Origin of the sequence: Aliagarivorans taiwanensis DSM 22990, assembly GCF_000429505.1 — a bacterium.
In the GTDB taxonomy this organism is placed as follows: Bacteria; Pseudomonadota; Gammaproteobacteria; order Enterobacterales; family Celerinatantimonadaceae; genus Aliagarivorans; species Aliagarivorans taiwanensis.
Window position 1 is genome coordinate 35,108 of sequence record NZ_AUBZ01000002.1, and the last position, 24,211, is coordinate 59,318.

Genomic DNA, 24,211 nt, shown 5'->3' on the forward strand with positions numbered 1-24,211 from the left:
GGTCGCTAGCGACCACGGCGCTTATCTCAAGGATGGAGAGCCCCGTGAAGCCTAAGCCTGCTAGCAACACCCCCAACGATCAAACCCGTTACCTTCCGGTGCTGGTGAGCGCCTGCTTCCTGCTGATGCTCTCGTTTGGCTATCGGGCCGGCTTCGGACTGTTTTTGCAGCCGATGTCTGAGGCTAATGGCTGGGGGCGGGATGTGTTCTCACTGGCCTTGGCCATCCAAAATCTGGCCTGGGGCGCGGTGGCGGTATTGGCCGGTGGCCTGGCCGACCGCTTTGGTAACCTGAACGTCTTGCTGGCGGGGGTGCTGTTCTATGGCGTGGGTATGCTGTTAATGGCCCATTCAGCCGAGCAGTGGCAGCTTATCTCCAGCGCAGGTCTGCTGGTGGGCGCGGGCATTGCCGGTACCTCCTTTGGCATCGTATTGCCGTCGATAGCGCGCGGTGCCTGAAGAGAAGCGTGGCTGGGCCTTGGGTTTGGGCACCGCCGCGGGTAGTTTCGGCCAGTTCTTGCTGGTGCCGATCATGCAGCAGCTGATTGAGTTAAGTGGCTGGTTTATGGCGCTGCAGCTATTGGGGATCAGTGCCTTGTTAATGGCGATTTTTGCCCTACCTCTAACGCCCTTTGGCGGCGCGAACAGCGCTAGCTCTCAAGCCCAAGACCCTGCCTTAAGCCTTATGGAGGTATTGCGAAGAGCGCTAACCGTGCCTTCCTACAGCCTGCTGACCATCGGCTTTTTTGTGTGTGGTTTTCATGTGGCCTTTATTACGGTGCATATGCCGGGCTATCTGGTGGACAAGGGCTTCGCTCCGCAGTTGGGGGCCTGGAGCCTGAGTATGATTGGTTGTTGTAACGTGATTGGCGCCTATTGCTCGGGGCTGCTCTCCAACCGTCGGCCGATGGCCCGCATTCTCAGCCTTATCTATGCCGGGCGAGTGGTGGCGATCAGCCTGTTCGTGTTGCTGCCGATGTCGTTGACCTCAGTATTAGTATTTAGCGCCTGTATGGGCTTTTTGTGGCTGGCGACGGTGCCGCCGACCTCGGGCCTGGTGGCGGCGCTGTTCGGTACTCGCTATATGAGCTTTCTCTATGGCGTGGTGTTCTTCTCCCACCAACTAGGCAGTTTTAGTGGGGTGTGGCTAGGCGGTTGGCTGTATCAGCGCTTTGGCAGCTACGATGGCATTTGGTATTGCGGTATTGCCCTTGGGGCGCTGGCCACTTTGCTGCATATTCCGATTAAGCAGCGTAGTCAGCAGCAACTGCTCACCGCGACCTAGCTTGGCATGGCCGCAATTTTTCGCTGATTGTTGAAAAAGCAGGCGACGAGGCTCGCGCAAAAGTCTATACTCTGCGCCCTTTGACCGCTGGCGTTGATCGCTGCGGGTATCGATTAACCGGGTAATCTTTCAGGAGCTGTCGTGAGCGAGCATTCTTTTTCCCAACTTCCTTTATCTACGGCACTGCTGGAGAACCTGACATCGCTGGATTATCAGCAGATGACGCCGATTCAGGCGCAGAGCCTGCCTGCTATCTTGGCAGGCAAAGACGTGATTGCCCAAGCCAAAACCGGCTCGGGTAAAACGGCGGCGTTCTCGCTAGGGATCTTGCATCATCTCAATGTGAAGCGTTTTCGGGTACAGGCCTTGGTGCTGTGTCCTACCCGTGAACTGGCTGATCAAGTGGCAGTGGAAATCCGTCGTTTGGCGCGTTTTATCCATAACATCAAGGTATTAAGCCTGTGTGGCGGTACTCCGATTGGGCCGCAGATCGGCTCGCTGGAGCATGGCGCGCATATTATTGTTGGTACGCCGGGGCGGGTGGATGATCATATTCGCAAGCAGCGTCTGGACTTGAGCGAGCTTAAGTTGCTGGTGCTGGACGAAGCCGACCGGATGCTGGAGATGGGCTTTAAAGAAGAGCTCGATAGCGTGGTGGAAGCTAGCCCGGCCGAGCGCCAAACCCTGCTGTTCAGCGCCACCTTCCCCAGCCAAATCCAGTGGATTGCCTCTAGCGTGCTGCGCAAGCCGGAGCACATTAAGGTGGAGTCGACCCACAACCAGCAGGCAATCAAACAGCATTTCTACCATGTCGCCCTTGCTGATCGGGTGGACGCGCTGCGCCGAGTGCTACTGGAGAAACAGCCGCAGGCCGCGGTGGTGTTCTGTAACACCAAACAACAGGTGCAAGAAGTGGCCTCCGAGTTGGCAGTACACGGCTTTAGCGCGCTGGCGCTGCATGGCGACCTGGAACAGAAGGCGCGCGATCAGGCCCTCGTGCGCTTTGCCAACCACAGTGTGTCGATATTGGTAGCCACCGATGTGGCGGCGCGCGGCTTGGATATTCAGGCCCTGGACTTGGTGGTGAACTTCCAAGTGGCCCATGACACCGAGGTGCATATTCACCGGATTGGCCGCACTGGCCGTGCCGGGAGTGAAGGCCTGGCGTGTACCTTCTTCGATGATAAAGACGACTACAAGATGGCGCTGCTCGGTGACTACTTGGGCTACGACCTGCCAACCACCGCCTTGCCAGATGTGACCATCCTTAACCAACAGCCGCAACCTGCGCCGATGATGACCCTGCAGATAGATGGCGGTAAGCGCCAGAAACTGCGCCCGGGCGATATCTTGGGCGCGCTAACCGGCGAACAGGGCATTGCTGGCGATCAGGTGGGTAAGATTAAGGTGATGGCCAACACCGCATTTGTGGCAGTGACCCGTAAAGCCTTTAAGCCAGCGCTTAAGCGGCTGGAAAGCGGCACCATGAAAGGGCGTAAGTTCCGGGTGCGGGTGCTGCGCGGTTAGCAGCGCATTGAACTAAACGCATTGAACTAAAAAAGGGAGGCTGAGCCTCCCTTTTTGCTACATCACTGTCAGTGCTTAGTCGTCGATGCTAATCGCGCTAACACCGGTTGCGCTCATTGGGTCATCCAGCGCGATAATGGTGGTGAGTGTATTCCCGGCAAACGGAAACTCCACTGGACCAATTGCAATCACGCTGTCATCGCCTGCAGGGGTTACCATCACATAGCGAGCTCCCGGGGTAATCGACAGCACGGTGCTATCGCCTTTGTAAGCTACACCTTCGAGGATGATATCGTCCATGCTTGGGGTGGCATCTTCGCTGATATAGATATCGACGTTACCGGCCAATGCAGAGGCGTGGATTGCGCGCACCTTGGCTTCGGTGGCGACGCGGCGGGTGTTGGCGTCCACGACCACATAGGTTTCATCGTTATCCAGCATATCGCCGAGGTTGCCAATCGCAATGGCGCTGTAGCTAGTGTTTGCGTCGAGCATCACGTCGCTAAGGCCTAGGGCGTCTACTACCACTAATGGGTCGCTGCCGTTTACGCCTACCGCAAAGTCGTAGCTCATGCCGACGTCAAGGGCGAGGTAGTCGGTGAACTCTTTGAACATCAAGTTAAATAGCGGGCTGCTGGCATCTGGCGCGGTGCCGTATACCCAGATATCGACTCCCGGTGCATCAGAGATGGTGTGAACCACCCGTAAGTTGGCGGTGCTATCAGCGCTTTGTACAACTAACGATGCTGCGCCGGTATCTACCACCAAGCTCACCGGTGAACCGCCAGCATCGGTATTGGTAACCGCTGCTGCTACCCAGTCTCCGCCCGCTGGTACGCTAACGGTGCCGGAGTCGAAGTAGACGATGCTGCTATCGCTCATATCGGTGATGCGGATTTGGTAATCGCCAGCCGGGACTTCGACGGCGTCGCTCGCCATGGTGTAGGCTAAGTCGTCAGCAAAGGGCATCTCGCCGCTTAGGTCGGCACCCGGTGCGGTGATAAAGACGTCGACGGTGGGCGCGTCAGGGGAGGCGTGGATGGCTTGAACTCGCGCGCCTTCTGGCATTAGGTAATCTCGAGCCACAATTTGCGGGCCGAACTCGGTGTCGTTGCCGCTGCCAATCTCAGCCGCACGGCCCATGGCGAGCACGTTGTATTCCATGTTCTCGGCAAGGTCTAGCGTGGTTTCTGGCAGTACTGTCAGCGTCGAATCGTCAGCCAAAATGGCGTCGATCTGCACGGTGTGACTACCAGCGGCTACTCTGATTTGCCCTGAACTGGCTTGGTAGTCAACGCCTTCTAAAGCGGGACTGCCATCTAGCCAAACGTTTACAGCTGGGGCGTCTGGTGAGGCGTGAAAGATTCGCAATACGGCTTCTGCGGCTACATGATCATCATCGTCACTGCATGCGGCAATCGTGAGTGTTGCGAGGGCTGCCAGCCCTATAGGGGCAAAACGGTTCATATGCGTCGTCCTTTGTGTGTTGTTGACAGCGATTCAACGGCGGCTATCGAGTGGACGATCAGTAATTCAAGTCAGTAAGCGTGGAAGTTTGAGTTAGTTAGAAGTTTTAGAAAAAAGCCGAAATTGCTCGCGATCTAAGTGGGTGGCTAGCGCGTTTAACTAAGGTTTTGCTAATACAAAAAAGCCAGCGCTAGGCGCTGGCTTTTTTAGTCTCGCGGTACCGGCTTACTTGTACAGTTTTGCCATGTATTTTGGATTCTTCATGTTTTCAACAGACAGGATTTCGTCCACTTCCTGCTCGCTCAGCAGGCCTAGTTCCAGGACTACTTCACGCACGTTCTTACCGGTTTCGGCACAGATCTTACCCACTTTGTCGCCGTTGTGGTGACCGATGAATGGGTTCAGGAAGGTCACGATGCCGATAGAAGACATCACGTTGTTTAGACAGATCTCTGGGTTAGCTGTGATGCCAACCACACACTTGTCTTTCAGTGCCACACAGGCTTTTTCTAGCAGGTGGATAGACTCGAACAGAGACTGAGCCAGTACTGGCTCCATCACGTTCAGCTGTAGCTGACCGGCTTCAGCGGCCATCGCGATGGTGGTGTCGTTACCCACAACCTTGAAGCACACTTGGTTTACCACTTCTGGGATTACTGGGTTAACCTTGGCTGGCATGATAGAAGAACCCGCTTGCAGTTCAGGCAGGTTGATCTCTTTAAGGCCAGCGCGTGGGCCAGAGCTTAGCAGGCGCAGGTCGTTACAGATCTTAGACAGCTTCACTGCGCAACGCTTCAGCGCGCCAGACAGCATCACGTAAGCGCCACAGTCTGAGGTCGCTTCTACCAGATCTTCGGCAGGCTTGAAGCCCCAACCAGTGATTTCAGCCAGCTTAGCGATAGCCATCTTCGAGTAGGCTTCGTGGGTGTTCAGGCCGTTGCCGATAGCGGTTGCACCCAGGTTTACTTCCAGCAGCAGCTCTTGAATCAGTTTGATGCTTTTTAGCTCTTCGCGCAGGGTCACGGCGAAGGCGTGGAATTCTTGACCCAAGGTCATTGGCACTGCGTCTTGAAGCTGGGTGCGGCCCATCTTCAGTACGTCTTGGAATTCTTGTGCTTTTACTTCCATGGCATCAGCAAGGCTTTCTACTTGTGCCAACAGTTGGTTGGTGTAGTAGTAAGATGCAGCACGGAAGCCAGTTGGGTAGGCGTCGTTGGTAGATTGGCTCTTGTTTACGTGATCATTAGGGTTAATGACGTCGTAATTGCCTTTCTCTTCGCCGATCAGTTCCAAGGCAAGGTTAGCGATAACCTCGTTGGTGTTCATGTTTACCGAAGTACCTGCACCGCCTTGGAATACGTCCACGGGGAACTGGTCCAGGCATACACGTTCTTCTAGAATCTTGTCACAAGCTTTAACAATGGCGTCAGCAACTTCCTGTTTAATGGTTCCAATCTCTCCGTTCGCCAGTGCTGCCGCTTTCTTTACCATCACCATACCCATGATGAACTCAGGGTAGTCACTGATGGTTTGAGTACTGATGTCGAAGTTGTTTACGGCACGTTGAGTATGTACGCCGTAGTAAGCACCAGCTGGGATCTGTAGTTCACCTAGCAGGTCTTCTTCAGTACGAAATGCGGTTGAGGTCTCGTTGGTCACGATGTTTCCCCTAAAAGAGAGTTGTTATAGGTCAAGGTAGGCCTTGATGTTCAGTTGCGTTGCTTGAGCTTGTCGAACAAGCTTTGTTCAACGACACTGGGATTGTCGAGAAATCGCGGTGGGTTTACCAGTAAGATTATATATGTTTTTGATATCGATCCCGATGTGGGAATAATTAATGGTTATATAAACCGTATTTGTATGATTTTTTAGGGATAATATCTGGTCAAGATTAGTTAATTTGGTGTTTTCTATTACTTTTGCTAATGATGTTTTATTGATGTCTCTTCCGGGTAGTTAATGTATAAAACAGTTCTCGCAACCAGAACCCGTGGAAAAAGGATGAAATCGTGAAGGCTGTAGTGCTCAGTGTGTGTATATCGTTGATGTTAGTGGGGTGTGGCAGGAAGGAGGAAGTTGCCAGCGTGTCGCTGGGCTTGCTTACCACCAAGGATATCCAGGTAGAGGTGATGCAGGACCCGCAAGTGCCGGGCGTGACTTGTCATATCTCGAACATTGTTGCCGATTTGGATTGGTCCGATCCGTCTGATATGAGCATCGCTTGTCGTCAAACCGGCGAGATCACCCCACAGATGCTGGCATCTATCGACCGCTCCGACTCTGGCGAGGTGGTGTTCAAAAAGTCAAAGAGCATACTATTTAAGAGTTTAAAGATACGCCGTATCTTTGATCCGCAATCGCAAACCCTCATGTATCTGTCGTACTCCACCAAAGAGATCAACGGCAGCTACAAGCATGCCTTGTCGACAGTACCGCTATGGGGAACGGCGGCTTATCAGCCTGAGCTGGCCAACTCGCCCTAGGCAAAGCGCCGGCGAAACGCCGCTGGGCTGAGGCCCATTACCCGGATAAAGGTCTTTCTAAAGGCACCATGATCTTGATATCCCACGGCCTGCGCGATCTGTTCGCTAGATTGGGTGGTGCTTTCCAACAACTCACAGGCCTGCTGTACCCGCAGTCGTTGCAGGTATTGCTGGGGGCTAAAGCCGGTGGCTTTGCTAAAGCGGCGCAGCAGGTTGCGTTGGCTCATACAGGCCTGTTCGGCCAAGCGCTGCACGCTCAGTGCTTGGGCAAGCTGGGCACTAAGTTGCTGCTGTATCGCCAAGATGGGCTGATCGCCATGCTGCAGGTTAGGGCGGAACTGCTGGTAATAACGCTGCTCACGTGGGCTGGTATCCACTACCAGCATTTTCCCCACCGCCCGCATGGCTTGAGCATTGGCGGTTTGGCCAATCAACTCCAGTGCCAGGTCGATCCATGCCATCATCCCGCCTGCTGTGACGATATCGCCATGGTTGATCAGTAAACGCTCCGGGCGAAGGGAAAGTGTCGGGTAATGTTGCTTGAATAGCTCCGCCAAGCCCCAGTGGGTGGTGCAGCTGCGCCCGTTCAGCAGGCCAGCTGCGGCTAGGATAAAGCTCCCGGCGCAGGCGGACGCGAGCACGGCGCCTTGCTGATGCTGCTGTTGTAACCAAGTCAGCAAGCGCTTATCTGGCTTGAGATAGTAATCTTGCTGCAGGCTGGGTGGCAGTATCACTAGGTCGGTTGGGGCCGATGAGAGCTGGGTGCAATCGTATACCACCGGGGTAAAGCTGTGCTGGAGCGCGAGCTCGCCACATGCGCGATTGGCTAGCTGAAAGGCCTCTTCCAAGCCAAATACCGCCGATTGAAGGGCTTGCGGATAATGTACGATCACCACTCGGGTGGTAGATATCTCGCTATCCCAGCTAACATCACTGCACATAAGTAGCTTGTCCGATTTAAACCAGTAGTTGTCATTTTAGCCACTCGATGGGGCACTGAATAGTGGCGATACTTTACTGGTCGCAAACACAACCGAGGCAAGCACATGACTAAGCAAGCACTGTTAATTATCGACCTGCAGAATGATTACTTCCCCAGCGGCCTGTATCCGCTGTGGAACACCGAGCAAACCTTAAGCAATATCAAAAGCGCTATCGCCCTGGCCCAGCAAAACGATGTGCCGGTAATCCATATCCAACATATCTCGGATCCCGCGCTCGGCTTGGCACCATTCTTTAACGAAGGCACCGAGGGTGCGGCCATCCACCCGGAAATCCTCAACGCCGCGCCCGATGCCGAGGTGGTGATCAAGCGCTTTGCCGATAGCTTCGAGCAAACCAGGCTGGAAGCGGTGTTAAGCGAGCTGCAGGTGGAGGAGCTACTGGTATGCGGGATGATGACCCAAAACTGTGTTACCCATACCGCGATCTCTAAGGCGGCGGAGAAGTATCAGGTGAGTATCTTGGCTGACTGCTGCACCACGGTGGATGAGATGTTACACAATATTGCTCTGAACGCCGTGTCGACGCGGGTCACCTTACAACCGCATGCAGTAGCACTCACCTAAGCGCGCAAGCAGTTTAAGGCCTAGACCTTAAACTGCTTTACAATCTCATCCAGCTTTTCAGCGGCGTTTAGCACTTCGCCATTAGCCTCGCTAATCTGCTCGGCGCCTTGAGAGGTAGTATCGGCTTGCTCGGTGACACTGGTAATTCCCTGATGAATTTGCTCGGCCACTTGAGACTGTTGTTCTGTTGCCGCAGCGATTTGTACGGCCATGTCGTTAATTCGAGCGACAGCCTCCGATATTTCAACAAAGGCGGAATGGGTTTGACTGGCCAGCTCGGTAGTGGTGGAAGCCTGCACTTGGCTTTGTTCCATTACTTCGGTGGCTTGCTGGGCGCGTCGTTGGATGGACTCGACAGTAGCTTGAATATTCGCTGCAGATCCTTGGGTTCGCTGTGCCAAGTTGCGTACTTCGTCGGCCACCACGGCAAATCCTCGCCCTTGCTCGCCAGCTCTGGCGGCTTCAATTGCGGCATTGAGCGCGAGCAGATTTGTCTGCTCGGCAATCTCTTGAATGACTTGCAAGACACTGCCGATCTGCTGGCTTTCGATACTGAGTTCTTGCATGGCTTGGGTGGCTTCTGTCACGCGCCTGACTAACTCGGCGGTGGCCGCATTGGCTGAATCAATGGTCGCCTGTCCTTGCTGCGCTTGCTGTTGGGTCTGCTCGGTAATTGATGCGGTTTCACTGGTGCTGCTTGCAACCTGCTGAACACTGGCGGACATCTCGGTAATAGCGGTGGCAATCTGGGTGGTACTGCTTCGTTGTTGCTCAACACCAATTAAGGTGGTCTCGGTAGAATGTTTGGCTTGGGCAGCTGCTGTTGAGAGGCGACTGCTAGAGAGCGACAGCTGGCTGACAATCTGTTTGAGGATGTGCGACATATCGCGCATTGCCCCGTAGACACTCGTGCTGGCGACCTCGGCATCGAAATCTTGGCGCAAGTCTTGGTCGGCAATAGCGCGGGCAACCGACACCATTTGCTCAGGCTCTCCACCTAAAGGGCGAGTGATGCTGCGGGAAATCAGCAGCGCAGCCGGAACAACGAGTATCAACATCAGCGCCAACAGTGAGGCTATCCAAAATTGCAAGTCGTATTCAGCAGCAAAGGCTTCCTTGATATCCATCTCTGCAATGATTGCCCAATTCAATCCGTAGGCATTGAGAGGTGCATAAGCGACTAACGCGGGATTTCCATGGATATCGGTGGTCGCTTCGGTACCGCTGTTACCGCTGAGTGCACGTTTAACCGGCAGAATCTCCGCGCGGCCTGACTCTGGATTGGCAAACGAATTGACCATGCTATGGGTATGAGGGTGGCTGTAGGAATTTGAGCGCATCAGGTAATCAGCACCAACTAAAAAAGTATCACCGCTTTCACCAAGCCCCTCGCGTAATGACATGATGCTATTGAGCGTATCGATAGGAAACTGATAAATCAGTACACCGATGGTCTGCCCATTATTTTTGATGGGCGCAGAAACAAAGCTGGCTGGCGCATCATAGGACGGTAAGTAGCGGGTAAAGTCAACAAAGCTGGCATCCGCTTGACTTGTGGAGCGCATCGCTAGATTAAAAGCTTGAGCTATTCCGGAGTTGGCGTGTGGTCCGGAGGTTAACGAGCTTGCGAAGTCAATTTCTTTGAACACGCTATACACGATGGAACCGGTTGTCGCATCAACCAAGAATATATCGTAATAGCCGAAGCGTTCTAGAAAGTCTCTGAGGAATGGGTGAGTCACCTTATGAATCTGGTCGTAATCGGTTTGGTGATGGGTGTTGTTCAAGCGCTGTTTTTTACCGAGCGGATATTCATTCTCGGCAATGTAATCGATTTGCAGTGTTACGGCGGCAGGGCTGAAATCACTGAGAATCTGTTCAGGCAATGGAGGATTTTGCTGGGTACGCTGCTGGTACTCTGAAAGAAAGCTACCCCGGTAATGATTAGCAAGTTGCGTGCTTAACTGTCTAATATCGGGGCGACCGCGCTGCTGGTGGTAACTGGCATAGGCACCGGCAAATGCGTCCATCGCTTGGATGATCTCGGGGCTGCGTGCCATAGATAAAATCTGATGATTGATGCTATCGAAGTAGCGCAGCACGCTTGTACTGCGTGAGCTGAGAGTGGATTCGAGTTGTTCGCTGACCTGATGTTCAATTGCACGGCCGGCAATTATCAACGAGGTCAGTGCGATAAGGGCGCCGGTGATCAAAGCAACGGCCAACATGCTGAATAGAATTTTACTTTTTAGCCGTAAATGGCGTCCCGTAGGAGAGGAGTGGGTCTTACTTGAAGGGCTTTTCATGATGCATCCCTAGTGATTAACTTCTCAATTAACTATTGTGTTAGCGTTAGCTGCTGCCGTGCCTTTCTAATTCTATACATTGAGTTGATAATTGATTTATTAATAGCCTGTAATGCTGGTGAACTGTGAGCTGTATATGATTTAACTATCAGAGGTGCTGTTCTAATGCTGTGTGAACTCTAGGCTATTGCGAAGCAAGAAGCTATCGACGCTGAGATTGAAATAATGTTTCAGTGACTGGACTTGTGAAAGTAAGGCGGCGACAGGAGTCAACCTTAAAGTCTGGCTGACCTTTTCTGCAGTTGGCTGTACTGCTTGGGACTGAGGCCCTGTTGCTGTTGAAAGCGGCGGCTAAAGTGTGCCTGGCTAGAGAAGCCACATTCCAAGGCGACCTGCAGTACGCTGAAGCCCGCAGCCAGTAGCTGACGAGCCTCGTTAAGCCTAAGTTCCAATTGGTAGTCAGCCGGTGAGCAGCCGAGGCTCAGCTTAAACATACGTTGGAAGTGGAATTCGCTGAGTCCACACGCTTGGGCTATCTCGGCTAGCGCTATCTTATCGGCCCAGTGGCTGTGCAAGTAGTCCAGCGCGATCCGTTTCTCTCGACTGCCTAGCCCCCCCTGGTAGTGTGTTTTGGCTGGAAGAGTCTCGTTGAGCAAAGCTGCAAACACTTGATTGCTTGCCTGCTCAAAGCTCAGCGGGTCCTCATCCAAGGGGGTGCTAAATAGCTCAATGCAGCCTAGGTTAAGTGAGCGGCTACGATGAAACGTGAGCTCCGGCAATACCACCCGGCGCGGATCGATATCCAGCTCGCGCTGGGCGTAGCGCTTGATGGTTTGCTCGCGAAAATAGAGGTGGGCAAATTGAAACGGTGCCGAGATCTCCCAGCTGGAGCACTGCCCTTGCGGCAGCAGGCACACCACGCCACTGCTGCCATGTTGCTTGGGCTGGCGATAGCCCGCATCGACCCGGCGGCTGCCTTCTCCGCCTCTCAGATAAAAGGCGAGGGTATGCACACTGTCCTTTTGATAGTGCACCCGGTCGCTGTCGTTACTCCAAAATGCCACGCGTAGCGACTGGTTGATTCGTCGCTCGGCCCTGAGCTTGGCATTAGAGCGCGATAAAGTCTCAAACACGCTTTGCTGCTTCATGCTTCAACCCTAATTGCGTCGGTCGGTGCTGGCAAGCCACAGACCGGATGGCCCCTTAACTAAGCGCAAGATTGTGCAAATCCTGATGGGCAAGCTAGCGCACAATACTGGTTCGTTGTTGGAATGCATGCTGTTTGCTAAGGAAGCTGCAATGAATTTGTTTTTGTATCTCAGCACTGTGCTGATCTGGGGTAGCACCTGGTTGGCTATCTATTTTCAATTGGGTGAAGCGCCCGTGGTGGTGTCGGTGGCCTATCGCTTTATCTTGGCTGCGCTGCTGTTTTGGCTGCTATTAAAGCTGACCGGACGCCTGCAACCATTGAGCAAGCGCGACCAAGGCTTTGTGGTGCTCCAAGGTATATGCCTGTTTTCGCTTAACTTTATTTGTTTTTACAACGCCACCTTGTACATTCCCAGCGGGCTGGTATCGGTGATCTTCTCTCTGGCTACCTTGTATAACGCGCTGGGTAATCGGCTGTTTTATCGCGAAAAGCTGGACGCGCGGGTGCTGGTCGCGGGCTTGGTGGGGCTGGTAGGGCTACTGGTGCTGTTCCTGCCTGAGCTGCGGCAAACCCAATCTGAGCATGTGGTTAAAGGTGTTGCGCTGGCGGCATTGGGCACACTGTTCTTCTCATTGGGCAATATGATCTCGAAGCGCAATAGCTTGCAGGGGCTCTCGCCACTGACCACCAATGCCTATGGGATGGGCTATGGCTCGCTGCTGCTGTGCCTGATCCTGCTGCTAACCGGCCAAGCGCCAGTACTGCCCAGCTCGCCTACTTACTGGGGGGCGCTGGTTTATCTAAGCGTATTTGGGTCGATCTTCGCGTTTACTGCCTACTTGATGCTGGTGGCGCGGATTGGGGCGACTAGAGCGGCCTACGCTACGGTGTTGTTTCCGCTGGTGGCGCTGAGTTTGTCGGCGCTGTTTGAGGGTTATCAGTGGTCGCTGTGGTCACTGCTGGGCATGCTACTGGTGATTGCTGGCAATTTGATTATCAACGATCAGCTGCGTCTTCCCACATTACGCTCGCTGGTTCGACAGGCCAACTAAGGGTCATTGTTCATCAAACTGCCATGGTTCGCCCACCAGTGCTGCTAATCTTTAACAGTTAAAGTAGTTTTCAATGGAGTGAAGGATGAAGTATCTAGGGATGGTGCTGGGCGTGGCAGTGAGCGGGGCGATGGTGAGTCAGGGCACGCAGGCGGCCTTGGCGGAGCCAGGCTTTGATGGTGAGCTGTCTGTGTTGGCCGGTTATAGCTCGCAGGAGAGTAACTTTAATACCGACAACGCGGTCAAAAATGGTGAGCTGAATAGCCGCGGTGAATCAGACAGCAGCATTGTGGTATTTCCACTGGGGCAGCTGCGCTATACCTTTGGCCGTGAGGCAAACAATCAACTGTTTCTCGGTACCGCGCGGGAAGATGTGGTCACTGGGTTGGTGGCCTTAGAGCTTGGCTACAAACGCGAAGTCGGCCAAGGTTCTAGCATTGCACTGTCGGTGTTGCCCACCGTGGTGAACGATGAGACTTGGGAAGACCCTTTTGTTTTGGGGGAGTCTCGCAAAGAAACCGATGCCTCCGGTAATGCCATCCGTCTGCAATACGACAATATACTGGGCAGCAAGCTCAATCTCGATATGGCGTGGTATGAGCAAGAAATCGATGATGAACGCTCTGGCGAGGCTTTAGCACCTGATGATATGCAAGCCCTGCGTCGCGACGGCGATGGCTGGTATTCACGACTCAGTTATCGCTTTCCGATAGCGCGTGGTGCGATACTCGCGCCGGCCGTGCGTTATCAAAGCTTCGATGCCGATGGTAATGCCATGAGTTATTCGCGCTGGGGGCTGGATGCTACCTATGTGCGCTTTATCGGGCGTCATCGCTATTCGCTTTCGGCGGAGTACAGCAGCTACGATTTCGATGCCAGCCACCCGGTGTTTAATCGAACCCGCGAAGATGACCAGTGGGGCCTGACTATGGGCTACGAGTACGCCAATATCTTTGGCTGGCAGGATTGGGCCTTTACGGGCTTTATCTCCTTCAGTGAGCGCGACTCTAACATCAACTTCTACGACGAAACCGAGCGTTTTATTGTCTCGGCGGGTGTCACTTACCACTTTTAATACCATTGTTGCTGTTTAGGCTCAGCCGCTCGGTTGCGCCTTTTTAAGCGCCTCGAGGTAGCGTTCATAGATACAGTGAGCCGTTCAGAGGCTGTTGGCGTAGGAGCAATGATGTATAATCCGCGGCCCGGATTACCTTGTTTAGTGTGGGATCTCCTCGCTGGGATTTCGCTTCAACAATGGACTTATTGAACCCCCAAGGCGCAAACCAAGGTGCGATATGACAGTAAATACCTTTGACCCAAAACAGACCGTGAGTGAAGGTGCGCAGATTGATGTGCAGGATGCGATCCTGACTGATAGCGCTCGCCCCGGCGGCCAGCGTATCGGCTTTATCAGCCTGGGCTGTCCCAAGAATTTGGTGGATTCAGAGCGTATCCTTACCCAGCTGCGCACCGAGGGTTATGAGGTGGTCAACACCTACAACGACGCCGATCTGGTGATTGTGAACACCTGTGGCTTTATCGACAGCGCGGTGGAAGAGTCGCTGGATACCATCGGTGAGGCGATGGCGGAAAACGGCAAGGTGATTGTGACCGGCTGTTTGGGCGCGAAAGAAGATGAAATCCGCCAGGTATTCTCGAATGTACTGGGGATTACCGGCCCGCACGCCTACGAGAATGTGCTGGAGCAGGTGCATGAGTTTTTGCCTAAGCCAGAGCACAATCCCTTCACCCAACTCGTGCCGGATATCGGGGTAAAACTGACCCCGCGTCATTTTGCCTATCTGAAGATCTCTGAGGGCTGTAACCACCGCTGTACCTTCTGCATCATCCCTTCGTTCCGTGGCGATCTGGAAAGTCGTGCGATTGGCGAGATCCTCGATGAGGCGCAGCGCCTTAAGGCCTCCGGGGTGAAAGAGCTGTTGGTGATCTCGCAAGACACCAGCGCCTACGGCGTAGATACCAAGCACCGCACTGGCTTTTGGAATGGCATGCCGGTGAAAACCCAGCTCAAAGCGCTGTGTGAGAAGCTCAGCGAGATGGGGATTTGGGTGCGCCTGCACTACGTGTATCCGTACCCGAACGTAGACGAAATCATCCCACTGATGGCTGAAGGTAAGATCCTGCCTTATCTGGATATTCCCTTCCAACACGCCAGCCCGAAAATCCTAAAGGCGATGAAGCGCCCCGGCCAAGCCGAGCGGGTGCTGGAGCGTATCAAGAAATGGCGCGAGATCTGCCCCGAGTTGGTACTGCGTTCCACCTTTATCGTTGGCTTCCCGGGTGAGACTGAAGAAGACTTCCAGTTATTGCTCGACTGGCTGCGTGAAGCCCAGCTAGACCGTGTCGGCTGTTTTGCTTATAGCCCCGTGGAGGGCGCTGCCGCCAATGAGCTGGCTGATCAGGTGCCGGAAGAGATCAAAGAAGAGCGCTTGGCGCGCTTTATGGGCGTGCAAAAAGCCATCAGCCGCGACAAGTTAGCCAAGCGTGTTGGCCAGAGCATGACGGTGCTTATCGACGAGGTGGACGAAGAGGGCTCGATTGCCCGCTCCTACGCCGATGCCCCAGAGATTGATGGCATGGTCTACCTTAACGGCGAGACCGAATTGCAGGTGGGGGATTTTGTGGAAGTAACCATCACCCACAGCGACGACTACGACTTGTGGGCTGAGCTTAAGGGCAAGCCCAAGGGGTAAACAAGGACATGTAAAAACACTGAAGCGGCGCTTGCGCCGCTTTTTTTGTGCCGGTGCGTGAGCGCGGTCAGGTTCCCACAGCTTCAGTGGTTTAGCTGGGCTACCATTGCTGCGCGAAAGTGCTAAATTGAGCTTGTCTCAGGCGCTAGCCTGAGCACCATCAAACAGGGATACCGTTGTGTTATTTGCAAGGAGAAGCAAATCATGAAGCTAGGTTATCTTGCGTTACTTCCGTTAGCTCTGAGCGCGCAGGCTCAAGAGTGTGGCACCGTCACCATTGCCGAAATGAACTGGGGCTCAGCCAGTTTTCTGGCCAATATGGACCGCTTTATCTTAGAACACGGTTTTGGCTGCGAAGCCGAACTCGTGCCCGGCGATACCATGCCCACCACCACCTCAATGGTCGAAAAAGGCCAGCCGGATATCGCCCCTGAACTATGGACCAACTCTGCCAAAGAAGCACTGGCCCGTGGTGTGGAAGAGCAGCGGCTGCGCTTTGCCGGTAATTCGCTGTCAGACGGCGGCGAAGAGGGCTTTTGGGTGCCGCAGTACCTGTTCGAGCAATACCCCGAGATGGCCAAGATCGAGGGCGTACTCAAACACCGAGCGCTGTTTGAGCATCCTGAATCTGACGACCTGTCGGCCTTCTATGGCTGCCCTGCGGGCTGGACCTGCCAGATCACCGTGGAGCATCTGTTTAACGCCCTAAACCTTGAGGATGCCGGCTTCGAGATTATCGACCCCGGCTCGGGTGCTGGCTTAGCAGGCTCCATCGCCAAGGCGTATGAGCGCCAAGAGCCATGGTTTGGTTACTACTGGGCGCCCACCTCCGTGTTAGGCAAGTACCCGATGGTGAAGGTCGACTTTGGCTCCGGCATCGACTTTGAAGAGTATGTGGAGTGCACCACTCAAGTGGAGTGCGAGAACCCGAAAGTGACCATGTATCCACCTTCCGCGGTGCATACGGTGACCACTGAGCGCTTCGCCAACCAAGCGCCTGAGGCCTACAAGTACATCGCCACCCGCAGCTTCCCCAATGCCTTTATGAATGGCTTGCTGGCTTGGATGGAAGACAATCAGGCCGATGGTGAAGAGGCGATGTATTACTTTATGGAGTCTTATCCCGAGATCTGGCAAGCCTGGCTTGACCCGGCTATCGCCAAACAAGTGGCTGATGCGCTGTAGCTAGTTGCTCATTGGTTAGCAGGCATAGCCTGCTAACCGCTGCTTGTGCTCCTCTGGCTAACTCCCTACTGTCCTTCCTGCTATTCGCTTCTCGTTGGTTATCGCTTCTCACGCTGACTGATAAAAATGTTATGAAATTGTGACTTGTTGTTTGAAAGCTTAATAAAGCGGTTGATACTAGATGTAAGCAAACATTGAGATAGGCAAGGGAACATGCCGCATATCAACGGAACTGAGCTGTCGTCACTGATAGGAGATATCTACGATTGCTCGATTAGCGGTGACTGGAAGGGCTTACTGGAGCAGCTGCGCTTTGCCATGGGATCGAACAAGACCTTTTTTGCGCTATGGAATGCCCCCGACAATGACATGGTAAGCTTCGAGATGGTCACCGATTTTAACTATGACCCCGCGGTGATGGAGTGTTATCTGCAGCGCTTTCCGGAAGATCCGTGGTATCAGTCCTCTCTGGCCAAACTAGAAGGAGAGATTAACCGTTTCTCTGATGAGATACCCATAGAGCAGATCCAGTCTCTTAGTATCTATCAAGATGTGTTTGTACCAATGAAGACCCATCATTGTGTTGGGGCAACTGTGGTGCGTGATGGTGTCCACGATGGCTATGTGGTGTTTAATCGCGGCGCCGACTCCCCAGCCTACGATGAACACGATCTCGCCTTTTTAGCCCAAGTAACCCCTCACCTGCGCAGAGCCGCCAACATCCATACCCAGCTCAAGCTCGCCCAGAACCATGCCAACATCCTCACCACCATCTCTCAGGCGACGCGCAACGGTCTGCTGGTATGCGATGAGTCGGGTCGCATCCTGTCGATGAACCCCGCCGCACAACAGCTACTGACCGATAGCCACCACTTGGTGGACGACAGCACAAGGCTCAGCTTGCATACCCCTTATCTCAACAAGCGCCTCATAGCCATGCTCAAGCAGAACTGTTTCTTTCAAGGTGATGCTGAGCAATCGCTATTGCTGGAAGGGCATGAGGACAGTGCCGATATCTTGATTGGCCGATGAGATGGGGATAAAGGTCACCACCGCGCGCTCGTATATTCAAAATATCTACAAGAAGCTGCACGTCAGTACCCAGATGGATCTGATGGTGAAGCTCAGTCAGTTTAAAAGTGGCTTGATCTAAATCGTCGCTAACGCTGCAGATCTTTATTAGGCGCTTCAATATCTAACAAGGGTGCTGCATCAATAGCGGTGGCATCCATCATCTGGGCAACCTGCTGTAGTGAGCTGAGGATCTGGGTTTTGTTCCATTCCTCCAGTGACTCAAACTTATCAATAAACTCTTCGTGAAGCAGCGGCGGCACGGTTTCCAGCAGCGAGGCGGCCAGCTCGGTCAGGCGCGCGTTTACGATACGCCGGTCTTGAGTACTGCGCTGGCGGATCACCAACTGGCGTTCCTCCAAGCGGTTAAGAATGGTAGTGACGGTTGCCGGGCTTAGCGATACATGGTGGGAGATGGTCTTAACGGTTACGTCGCCCAGCTCTTCGATGGCGCGTAGCACCATCACCTGAGGAATGGTCATGCCACAGGCTTTTACGATGCGTTTTGACTGCAGATCGGTGGCGCGAATGATGCGGCGTAGTGAGATCAACACCTCTTGCCAGTATTGGCTGTTTTCCATTAATTCCATCTCAAGTACTTAAGTTGGCTAATATTAATCGAGACGAGAGGTTTTGGTACAGCTCAAATGGTTTGAGATCTAATTATTTGAGCTGTATGGTAATTAACGATGTTTTTGCAATGGAGATGCAAGTAATGAAATTACGCTATTTAGCCTTGGTACCTTTGGCCTTTGGTGCTCACGCCGCACAAGCAAGTGAGTGCGGAGCGGTCACGATTGCCGAGATGAATTGGAACTCTGCCAGTTTAATCGCCAATATTGATCGCTTTATTCTGGAGCATGGCTTTGGCTGCGAGGCTGAGTTGGTGCCCGGAGATACCATGCCTACTGGTACCTCGATGATTGAGAAAGGTCAGCCAGATATTGCCCCTGAGATGTGGTCTAACTCCATGAAGGAGGCTCTCGAGCAAGGCGTTGAAGAAGGGCGTTTACGCTTCGCGGGTAAGTCGCTTTCGGATGGTGGTGAAGAGGGTTTCTGGGTGCCTAAGTACCTCGTCGAACAATATCCTGAACTGGCTACCATTGAAGGCGTGAAGCAACATGCCAAGCTGTTTGAGCATCCAGAAACCGATGAGGTGGCGGGTTTCTATGGTTGTCCAGCGGGTTGGAACTGCCAGATCAGTTCCGGTAACCTGTTCCGTGCTTTGGGCTTGGAAGAAGCGGGTTTTGAGATGATCGATCCTGGCTCGAGTGCCGGCTTGGCGGGCTCGATAGCCAAGGCCTATGAGCGTGAGCAAGGCTGGTTTGGTTACTATTGGGCGCCTACCGCGGTACTCGGCAAATACGAGATGGTTAAGGTCGACTTTGGCTCGGGTGTAGACGAAGAAGAGTTTGTTGAGTGTACTACTGCCGAAGAGTGTGAAGACCCCAAAGTCACCATGTACCCGCCGTCGCCGGTACATACCTTGACCACAGAAAGCTTTGCGAGCAAGGCCCCTACTGCATTTGCTTACATTTCCAGCCGCAGCTTCCCGAACGCTCAGATGAACTCCCTATTGGCGTGGATGGAAGATAACCAAGCCACCGGTGAAGATACCATGTACTACTTCATGGAAACCTACCCAGATGTTTGGAAGGCTTGGCTTAGCCCTGAGGTATCCGAACAAGTAGCGGCTGCGCTACGTTAATACTACATAGGATGTACTGAAGGAGCCTTTGCTCCTTCAGCGTGTAAGTAACAAAGGACAACTTGATATGGCTGACAACTCCTGGCTCACTAGCTTCCCGAAAATGGAGCGTGGTGAGCTTGCTGCTATCCGCAAAACCTTGGATGGTGCCTACCGACAATTCTCGCGCGATTACGGCGAGAGCATCGAGGCTTTCTTTGAGCCTCTTTTATCTTTTCTAGTGTGGTTTGAGCGATTACTGCTGGCGACTCCTTGGTGGATCGTATTAGCGGCAGTTGCAGCGCTTGTTTATGCTGCCAGCCGATCTTGGAAACTCTGCGTGGGCAGTATTGTTTCGTTGCTGCTGATTGGTTACCTCGGGATGTGGGACGATACCATGCGTACCCTCAGCATTATCACCGTGTGTACCTTGTTGGCGATTGTATTAGGGATTCCCATCGGCATCGCCATGGCCCGCTCTAATCGGACCCAGTCAATTGTTACCCCGATGCTGGACATTATGCAGACCATGCCGGCCTTCGTTTACCTGATCCCGGTAGTTATGCTACTGGGTATTGGCAAGATACCAGGCCTGATTGCAGTGGTTATCTATGCCATTCCGCCGGTGATTCGCCTGACAAACTTGGGGATTCGGCTGGTGGACCGTGAAGTTCTCGAGGCAGCTACTGCCTTTGGTGCTAATCCTCGACAACGTCTGCTCGGGGTGCAGTTGCCGCTGGCGATGCCGACCATAATGGCGGGCATCAACCAGACCATTATGATGGCACTGTCGATGGTGGTGATTGCCTCAATGATCGGTGTGAAAGGCTTGGGTCAGCCAGTACTCAAATCGATTACCAACCAATACTTTACGTTGGGGCTGTTGAACGGCTTGGCGATTGTTGCCTTGGCGATTATATTCGACCGGGTATCGCAGGCCTATGCCAAACGCACCCAAGCACACTTGGGAGGGCTGCAGCATGACTAAGCCGCTGATTGAAGTTAAAGGCCTTTACAAGGTATTCGGTAGCCAGCCTCAGAAAGTGTTACCGCGGGTGAAGCAAGGGCAGAGCAAAGACCAGATCTTGGCTGAAACGGGCCACACGGTGGGCCTGAAAGAGATCGATCTGCACATCAACAAAGGTGAGATCTTTGTAATTATGGGGCTGTCTGGCTCCGGGAAGTCGACCCTGATCCGTCACTTTAACCGCCTAATCGAGCCCAGCGAGGGCGAGATCTGGGTGGATGGCACCGACGTGATGAAGCTTAGCCAAGGTCAGCTGCAGGAGTTTCGCCGACATAAGATGTCGATGGTATTCCAGCGCTTTGGCCTGCTGCCACACCGTAACGTGCTGGATAACGTGGCCTATGGCTTGGAGATCCAAGGCATTGAAAAGGCCCATCGACAGAAAGTCGCGGGAGAGTGGCTGGAAACGGTGGGGCTCAATGGTTATGCCGCCCAGTACCCATCCCAGCTCTCCGGTGGTCAGCAACAGCGGGTGGGCTTGGCTCGCGCCCTAGCAACCGATGCTGAAATCCTGCTGATGGATGAGGCCTTCTCGGCGCTAGATCCACTGATCCGCAGTGAGATGCAGGACCAGCTGATTGAGCTGCAAAGTAGCCTGCACAAAACCATCATCTTTATCACCCATGATCTCGACGAAGCGCTGCGCTTGGGCGATCGCATCGCCATCCTCAAAGATGGCGCCTTGGTGCAACAGGGTACTCCCGACGAGATCTTGCTACACCCGGCCGATGACTATGTGGAGGCCTTCGTCAAAGACGTAAACCGGGCCCGGGCGCTGACGGTGGAAACCGTAATGAAGCCGCCGGTTAGCCGGATCACCGCCGAAACCTTGGGCGAAGCCTTGAGTCAGATGAAGCGTCTGAAGGATGACTATGCCTATCATGTGACCGAGGAAGGCTATCAGGGGGTACTGACCCAAGAGGGGCTGGAGCAGGTGAACAAGTCGCTGCATCAGCAGGAGATCTCTGAAGAGGTCTACGAAGATGTGCCAGTGGTATCACCCGATACGCCGATTGAGCAGATCGTTGGCGATACCATCGAGAGTGATTATTCGCTGCCTGTGGTGGATGATGACGGTAACCTAAAAGGCTTGGTGGCGGCTGAGAATGTGGCAGAGGTGTTTGCTGAGCCAGAGTCCAGCGATATCGAGCCTACTGAGGCAGCCAACGAGGAGGAGCCGGAGCCAAAAGCTTCCTAAGCGTGTTGTCTTCAACCTGTTTATGCCTAGCGTAAACAGGTTGATTGCTAACGTTGTTATCAGTAATTGACCACTCTCACCCCTTCTCCAATCTTGTTTAGATTCTTTACTCAAAATAATCGACGATCACGCACACATGCTTGGGAATATCACTCTATAATCGGTGCCAGCTTCAGCTATAGTTGATGCTCTTTTGATGGAGGCAGTAATGGAAAAGTGGTGCATTGGCTTGATGCTCGCGGTACTGGCTGGTACGGCACAGGCATGTGAAAAAGTAACAATTGCGGAAATGGGGTGGAGCTCGGCCAGTGTAGTCGCGCATATCGATCAATATGTCTTAGAACATGGCTTCGGCTGCGAGGTGGAGTTAGTCGATGGCGATACCTTGCCCACCGCGGTGTCAATGCTGACCCAAGGCTTCCCGGATATTGCCCCGGAATACTGGTTGGGCTCGATGAAAACCGCCATCAATAAGGCGGTGATGGACCAGCGGCTACGCTATGCAGGCGACACCCTATCGGATGGCGGTGAGGAAGGCTTCTGGGTACCAGCCTACCTGGTTGAAAAGCACCCGGAACTGGCCACCATCGACGGGGTTATCAAGCATGCCAAGCTGTTTAGACCTGATGAGGACGCCAATCCCACCTTCCATAACTGCCCGTCTGGGTGGAACTGCCAGGTCAGCGGCGCCAACCTGTTCAAAGCGCTACAGCTTGAGCAAGCCGGGTTCGAGTTGGTTGAAGCTGCCTCGGGCACCTTGCTTGCCGACTCTATCTCTTCGGCCTATCAAGAGCAGCGTGGTTGGTTGGGTGTCTATTGGGCGCCGACCGCGGTATTGGGCGAGTATCCGATGGTAAAGGTCGACTTTGGCAGCGGTATCGATGAGAAACACTTCCAGGATTGCATTAGTCGCAGTATTTGTAATGAGGCGAAGCCGACCATGTATCCGCCCACGCCAGTGCTTACTTTAACAACCGGCAGTTTTGCCGAGCGTGAACCGGCTGCGTTCACCTATCTTGAGCAACGCAGCTACAGCAACCCCCAGATGAACCAGTTACTGGCATGGATGGAGCGCAATCAAGCCAGCAGTGAGCAGGCCAGCCGCTACTTCCTCGAGACCAACCCAGAGCTGTGGCAGGCGTGGTTACCCGCCGAGGTGGCTGATGCACTGCGGGCAAGCTTCAATTAAGCCAGAGCGGGTGCTATGTTGAGGCTTTAATCGTCACCATCCTTATCTGAGATGCTGAAATCGAGGTTTGCTAAAGCTATTGGCGTGGTCGTGCTGTTGCTAATTGCCGCAGTTTTGCTCGGCCCGAGGGTTGATCTCGCTACAACAAGCTCGCGCCCAGCTCTGCCGGTTGACTTAGCCACCCACATTGCCGAGTCGGAAGGCCGCTATCACGATATCGTTGCAGGCACGGAAAAATACCTACATTGGCACGGCGAGTCACACGCCCAACCCCCGCTGAGTGTGGTCTACCTGTATGGCTTTTCCGCCTCTCGCCAAGAGACTGCGCCACTGAGCGAGAACCTTGCCAAGCAACTTGCTGCCAACCTGTTTGCTACCCGCTTCACTGGCCATGGGCGCGAACATCCTGATGCTATGAGCGAGAGCAGTGTGCAGCGCTGGCTGGAAGATGGCTATGAAGCGCTCGCCATTGGTGAGGCGATTGGCGAGGGCGTGGTGCTGCTGGGGGTATCCACTGGCGCTACCATCGCCACTTGGCTTGCCACGCAAGCGCCCGAGCAACTGGCCGCCTTGGTGCTGATCTCGCCCAACTTCGGTCCCGCTGACCCCGGTGCACGTGCCTTGCTGTGGCCCTGGGGCGAGCAGTTGGCCAAATTAGCGACTGGCGAGCGGCGCAGCTGGCAGGCGCAGAATGCCTTACAGCATCGCTACTGGACCACCTCTTACCCCACCGAGAGCCTGTTGCCGATGATGGGGCTGGTAGAGCTGATAACGCCTGAGCTGCTTGCCAGCGTCGAGGTACCAGTGCTGGTTATCTACTCGCCGTTGGATCAGGTGGTGGACCCGCAAGCCACTGAGCGAGCCTTTCAGCAACTGGGCTCGCCAATTAAACAGCTAACCGCTTATACCGATGCACGCGATCCCGGGCAGCATGTGTTAGCGGGCAGGGTGCTCTCACCCGACTCAACCGAAGCGGTTGAACAGATCATTGAACAGTTTCTTCACCAAAAGGTAAGCTTGGTAACCGCCCTTAACGCCGATTAGGACTCATTGAATGGCAGAGATAACCCTTAGCCCGCAGCGTCGTGCGGCCCTGCTTGAGAAGATAAGCAATTACATGGATCAGGAACTGGAGCGCCCAGTCGGCCAGTTTGAAGCGGAGTTTTTGCTCGATTTTATTAGTCGTGAGTTGGGCCCTAGCTACTACAACCAAGGCCTGCACGATGCCCAAGCGGTGGTGCGACAGCGGATCGAGCTGGTGTTGGAAGATATTGAAGCCCAAGAAGTGTATCCGGACTAAAGG

The 24,211-nt window shown here is 53.9% G+C and carries 22 protein-coding genes; 16 read left to right on the top strand and 6 right to left on the bottom strand.

What is annotated here, in order from left to right; genetic code table 11:
* Positions 1-44 precede the first annotated feature (44 nt).
* From G462_RS24735 to dbpA, 3 genes are all read left to right on the top strand, one after another.
* A complete protein-coding gene (locus G462_RS24735) occupies positions 45-458 on the top strand; it encodes an MFS transporter (protein WP_211234173.1) in 414 nt (137 codons plus the stop codon).
* Complete coding sequence (locus G462_RS21475; protein ID WP_211234174.1) at positions 451-1,284, top strand: MFS transporter; 834 nt, start codon at positions 451-453, stop codon at positions 1,282-1,284. The genes G462_RS24735 and G462_RS21475 overlap by 8 nt, the downstream gene beginning before the upstream one ends.
* Positions 1,285-1,425: 141 nt before the next feature.
* Positions 1,426-2,811, top strand: a complete 1,386-nt coding sequence (gene dbpA, locus G462_RS0101735; protein ID WP_026957444.1) for an ATP-dependent RNA helicase DbpA — start codon at positions 1,426-1,428, stop codon at positions 2,809-2,811.
* Positions 2,812-2,886: 75 nt separating this feature from the next.
* On the opposite strand, the gene G462_RS0101740 is transcribed toward dbpA, so the two are convergent.
* Both G462_RS0101740 and aspA read right to left on the bottom strand, forming a co-directional pair.
* The gene (locus G462_RS0101740; protein WP_026957445.1) at positions 2,887-4,278 is read right to left on the bottom strand and encodes a DUF4397 domain-containing protein; all 1,392 of its coding nucleotides are present in this window, start codon (positions 4,276-4,278) and stop codon (positions 2,887-2,889) included.
* 225 nt (positions 4,279-4,503) lie between these two features.
* On the bottom strand, positions 4,504-5,937 hold the full coding sequence (gene aspA / locus G462_RS0101745) for an aspartate ammonia-lyase (protein WP_084404884.1): 1,434 nt from the start codon (positions 5,935-5,937) through the stop codon (positions 4,504-4,506).
* 386 nt (positions 5,938-6,323) lie between these two features.
* Here aspA and G462_RS0101750 point away from each other — a divergent pair, with 386 nt between their 5' ends.
* Complete coding sequence (locus tag G462_RS0101750; protein ID WP_051326479.1) at positions 6,324-6,761, top strand: CreA family protein; 438 nt, start codon at positions 6,324-6,326, stop codon at positions 6,759-6,761.
* Here G462_RS0101750 and G462_RS0101755 read toward each other — a convergent pair.
* Positions 6,758-7,702 carry a GlxA family transcriptional regulator gene (locus tag G462_RS0101755; protein WP_051326462.1) on the bottom strand — a complete coding sequence of 315 codons (945 nt, stop codon included), beginning with the start codon at positions 7,700-7,702 and terminating at the stop codon, positions 6,758-6,760. The genes G462_RS0101750 and G462_RS0101755 overlap by 4 nt on opposite strands.
* Before the next feature lie 105 nt (positions 7,703-7,807).
* On the opposite strand from G462_RS0101755, the gene G462_RS0101760 reads away from it, so the two are divergent.
* Positions 7,808-8,329, top strand: coding sequence for a cysteine hydrolase family protein (locus tag G462_RS0101760; RefSeq protein WP_026957449.1), 522 nt, complete (start codon positions 7,808-7,810; stop codon positions 8,327-8,329).
* Positions 8,330-8,349: 20 nt separating this feature from the next.
* Here G462_RS0101760 and G462_RS0101765 read toward each other — a convergent pair whose 3' ends face one another.
* Together G462_RS0101765 and G462_RS0101770 are read right to left on the bottom strand one after the other, a co-directional pair.
* Positions 8,350-10,635, bottom strand: a complete 2,286-nt coding sequence (locus G462_RS0101765; RefSeq protein ID WP_084404885.1) for a methyl-accepting chemotaxis protein — start codon at positions 10,633-10,635, stop codon at positions 8,350-8,352.
* 275 nt (positions 10,636-10,910) lie between these two features.
* Complete coding sequence (locus G462_RS0101770) at positions 10,911-11,783, bottom strand: AraC family transcriptional regulator (RefSeq protein WP_026957451.1); 873 nt, start codon at positions 11,781-11,783, stop codon at positions 10,911-10,913.
* Positions 11,784-11,934: 151 nt separating this feature from the next.
* Here G462_RS0101770 and G462_RS21480 point away from each other — a divergent pair, with 151 nt between their 5' ends.
* From G462_RS21480 to G462_RS0101795, 5 genes are all read left to right on the top strand, one after another.
* Positions 11,935-12,837 carry a DMT family transporter gene (locus tag G462_RS21480; RefSeq protein WP_051326463.1) on the top strand — a complete coding sequence of 301 codons (903 nt, stop codon included), beginning with the start codon at positions 11,935-11,937 and terminating at the stop codon, positions 12,835-12,837.
* Positions 12,838-12,922: 85 nt separating this feature from the next.
* A complete protein-coding gene (locus tag G462_RS0101780) occupies positions 12,923-13,912 on the top strand; it encodes a DUF2860 domain-containing protein (RefSeq protein WP_026957452.1) in 990 nt (329 codons plus the stop codon).
* A 220-nt stretch (positions 13,913-14,132) separates the two neighbouring features.
* Entirely contained in the window at positions 14,133-15,551 is a 1,419-nt protein-coding gene (rimO, locus tag G462_RS0101785; protein WP_026957453.1) for a 30S ribosomal protein S12 methylthiotransferase RimO, read from the top strand.
* Between the two features lie 204 nt (positions 15,552-15,755).
* Complete coding sequence (locus G462_RS0101790; protein WP_026957454.1) at positions 15,756-16,736, top strand: ABC transporter substrate-binding protein; 981 nt, start codon at positions 15,756-15,758, stop codon at positions 16,734-16,736.
* Positions 16,737-16,949: 213 nt separating this feature from the next.
* The gene (locus tag G462_RS0101795) at positions 16,950-17,768 is read left to right on the top strand and encodes a hypothetical protein (protein ID WP_026957455.1); all 819 of its coding nucleotides are present in this window, start codon (positions 16,950-16,952) and stop codon (positions 17,766-17,768) included.
* 128 nt (positions 17,769-17,896) lie between these two features.
* Here the strand turns inward: G462_RS0101795 and G462_RS0101805 are convergent, their stop codons facing one another.
* A complete protein-coding gene (locus G462_RS0101805; protein ID WP_026957456.1) occupies positions 17,897-18,388 on the bottom strand; it encodes a MarR family winged helix-turn-helix transcriptional regulator in 492 nt (163 codons plus the stop codon).
* 134 nt (positions 18,389-18,522) lie between these two features.
* Here G462_RS0101805 and G462_RS0101810 point away from each other — a divergent pair, with 134 nt between their 5' ends.
* The 6 genes from G462_RS0101810 (at position 18,523) to G462_RS0101835 (ending at position 24,208) form a co-directional block, all read left to right on the top strand.
* A complete protein-coding gene (locus G462_RS0101810) occupies positions 18,523-19,515 on the top strand; it encodes an ABC transporter substrate-binding protein (RefSeq protein ID WP_026957457.1) in 993 nt (330 codons plus the stop codon).
* 67 nt (positions 19,516-19,582) lie between these two features.
* On the top strand, positions 19,583-20,482 hold the full coding sequence (locus G462_RS0101815; RefSeq protein ID WP_026957458.1) for an ABC transporter permease: 900 nt from the start codon (positions 19,583-19,585) through the stop codon (positions 20,480-20,482).
* Positions 20,475-21,719, top strand: a complete 1,245-nt coding sequence (locus G462_RS0101820) for a quaternary amine ABC transporter ATP-binding protein (protein WP_026957459.1) — start codon at positions 20,475-20,477, stop codon at positions 21,717-21,719. The genes G462_RS0101815 and G462_RS0101820 overlap by 8 nt, the downstream gene beginning before the upstream one ends.
* A gap of 208 nt (positions 21,720-21,927) precedes the next feature.
* The gene (locus G462_RS0101825; RefSeq protein ID WP_026957460.1) at positions 21,928-22,908 is read left to right on the top strand and encodes a glycine betaine ABC transporter substrate-binding protein; all 981 of its coding nucleotides are present in this window, start codon (positions 21,928-21,930) and stop codon (positions 22,906-22,908) included.
* Between the two features lie 90 nt (positions 22,909-22,998).
* The gene (locus tag G462_RS21485; protein WP_169720127.1) at positions 22,999-23,952 is read left to right on the top strand and encodes an alpha/beta hydrolase; all 954 of its coding nucleotides are present in this window, start codon (positions 22,999-23,001) and stop codon (positions 23,950-23,952) included.
* 10 nt (positions 23,953-23,962) lie between these two features.
* On the top strand, positions 23,963-24,208 hold the full coding sequence (locus G462_RS0101835) for a DUF2164 domain-containing protein (protein ID WP_026957461.1): 246 nt from the start codon (positions 23,963-23,965) through the stop codon (positions 24,206-24,208).
* The last annotated feature ends 3 nt before the right edge of the window (positions 24,209-24,211 follow it).